The organism is Paucibacter sp. B2R-40 (genome assembly GCF_025717555.1).
In the GTDB taxonomy this organism is placed as follows: domain Bacteria; phylum Pseudomonadota; class Gammaproteobacteria; order Burkholderiales; family Burkholderiaceae_C; genus Paucibacter_A.
In genome coordinates this window covers 1-1,902 of the sequence record NZ_JAJIRP010000026.1, presented here as the reverse complement: position 1 = coordinate 1,902, position 1,902 = coordinate 1, and the positions used below count along the sequence as shown (strand labels likewise).

At 61.5% G+C, this 1,902-nt stretch carries 2 protein-coding genes; both read right to left on the bottom strand.

The features are described 5' to 3' along the window. Window positions 1–578 (bottom strand): SDR family NAD(P)-dependent oxidoreductase (locus LNV09_RS24585; RefSeq protein ID WP_263559697.1); only part of this gene is annotated, 578 nt, incomplete at its 3' end. A 32-nt stretch (window positions 579–610) separates the two neighbouring features. After that, on the bottom strand, window positions 611–1,902 hold a 1,292-nt coding region (locus tag LNV09_RS24580), incomplete at its 5' end, for an alginate export family protein (RefSeq protein WP_263559696.1).

The window sequence follows — 1,902 nt, the reverse complement described above, 5'->3', positions numbered from 1 at the left end:
GCCCGCATGCTGCGAAACACACCGGCCGAATTGCTCAGGAACACCCGGTCCCAATACTCATCCGAGGCCTCATGGATGGGCGCAAAAATGAGCGACTTCTGCTTCTCAAAATCAATCGGGTCGCCGGAGTACACGCCGTCCATCACCCCTGCATTGTTGATGGCCAAATCCAAGCCACCGAAGGTATCGACGGCCGTCTTGACCATGCGCTCGCAGGTCGCGGTCTCGCCGACATGGCCGGCCACAAACACTGCCTTGCCGCCCGCAGCCCGGATGCGCTCAATCGTCTGAGCGCCCAGCTCCGGTATCCAGTCGACACCCACCACATTGGCGCCTTCGCGCGCGGCGCGGATCGCCGCCGCCTCACCCATGCCGCGCGCGCAGCCGGTGATGAGGATGGTCTTGCCCTTGAAGCGATCGGGCGTGAACTGATCCTTCGGGATAGGCTCGATGTCCTTCACCCCCACGCCGGCTTGCGGCTTGCCTTGAAACTGCGCCGACGCCTTGCCGGACCCAGTGGCCGCTGCACCCGCAGCCGCCAACACTGCCACGCTCTTCATCAAATCACGACGTTCCATTGCTGACTCCCTTTGCTGTGGAAAAACTGGTTTCAATAACCGACGCGCACAAAGAACATGGTGCTGAGCCATGGGTTGGCATGCGCGCCCAGGCCCTGATCAATCGCAGTGCCGGCATAGGTTGCGGCCACATGCCCCTGGAACATCACGTTCCTGGAGTAGAAATACTTGGCCGTCAAATTCAACTCCTTGCCCAACTGCTTGGACTGCAACATCGATAAGGCGGGGTTGCCGCCCAGATTGGTCAGCGAATCCGCCTGGAACAGCCAGAACTGCGGCACCAGCTCGATGTTCTGCTGCGGCCGCAGCCGCGCCTGCACCCGGTGCGCGATCAGATTGGCGTCCTGAAAGATCTTGAAATGGTTGATGCCCTGCACCCAGGTCTCGCCGTTGCCGCCCGACAGCAAGGGGTCCCAACGCTCGAAACGCTCGGTGCCCGGCTTGTCGCCGGTGAAGCGCGCATAGCGGTAGCTGAGCGTGGGCGACCAGGCGGCCTTGGCAAACACATAGCCGAATTCACCGAAATAGCCCTGCGCCTGCATATCGAATTTGCTGTGCGTCTGACGTGCAAATTCAGCGGCAATGAAGGGGCCTGCGCCGCCGCTGGGCGCCGGTTGCCAGCGGACACGAAAGTCCAACGCCCGCAACCCTTCGCGCTGCAACTGGCTGCTGGTGGTGTAGTAGGACGCCTGCGACTTGGGCACCCGCAGCGCCATCACACCCAGCGTGAAATCATTCAGCGCGGTGGTCTCGACATTGAGGCCCTGGATTTGCGTCTTGGAGTCCACCTCCGGCAACTCGTCCGGGTCGATATGAAAGGCTTCGAGCTTCCAGTCGTTGTAGGCCAGCCGCGCCAACACGACCTGATCGCCCGCCCAGCGCGGGTTGGACTGCAGCGCCGCCCGGTTCAAACCATTCTGGGCGGTGTTGACCAGCATCATGCCCTCGCCGACGCTGAATCGTTGCCGTCCGGCTGAGAGGTTATAGACCAAACGGTCACCTTGTTCGGTAGTGCTGCCGCCGACCAGGCCAAGGAAAGCATCTTCCAGTGCCACATGGCTGCGCGTCTTATCGGTAAACAACTCTTGCCCAACCGAGCCGCTGGCGATGACGCTGGCCCCGCCATAGACGTACAAGCTGTCTGTGAGCGGCGTGATGGCGTAGAGGCCTGCCTGCACAAAGCCTTCCAGCCATTGGCTATAGCCCTTGCCGGCCGCCTTGCCGACGGCAAAAGGATTGCCATTGAGCATCAGGTCATTGCGGCCATACCAGGCATTGTTATTGCCGTAATACATGGCCAGCGTCTCGAGCTTGGCGCGCACCA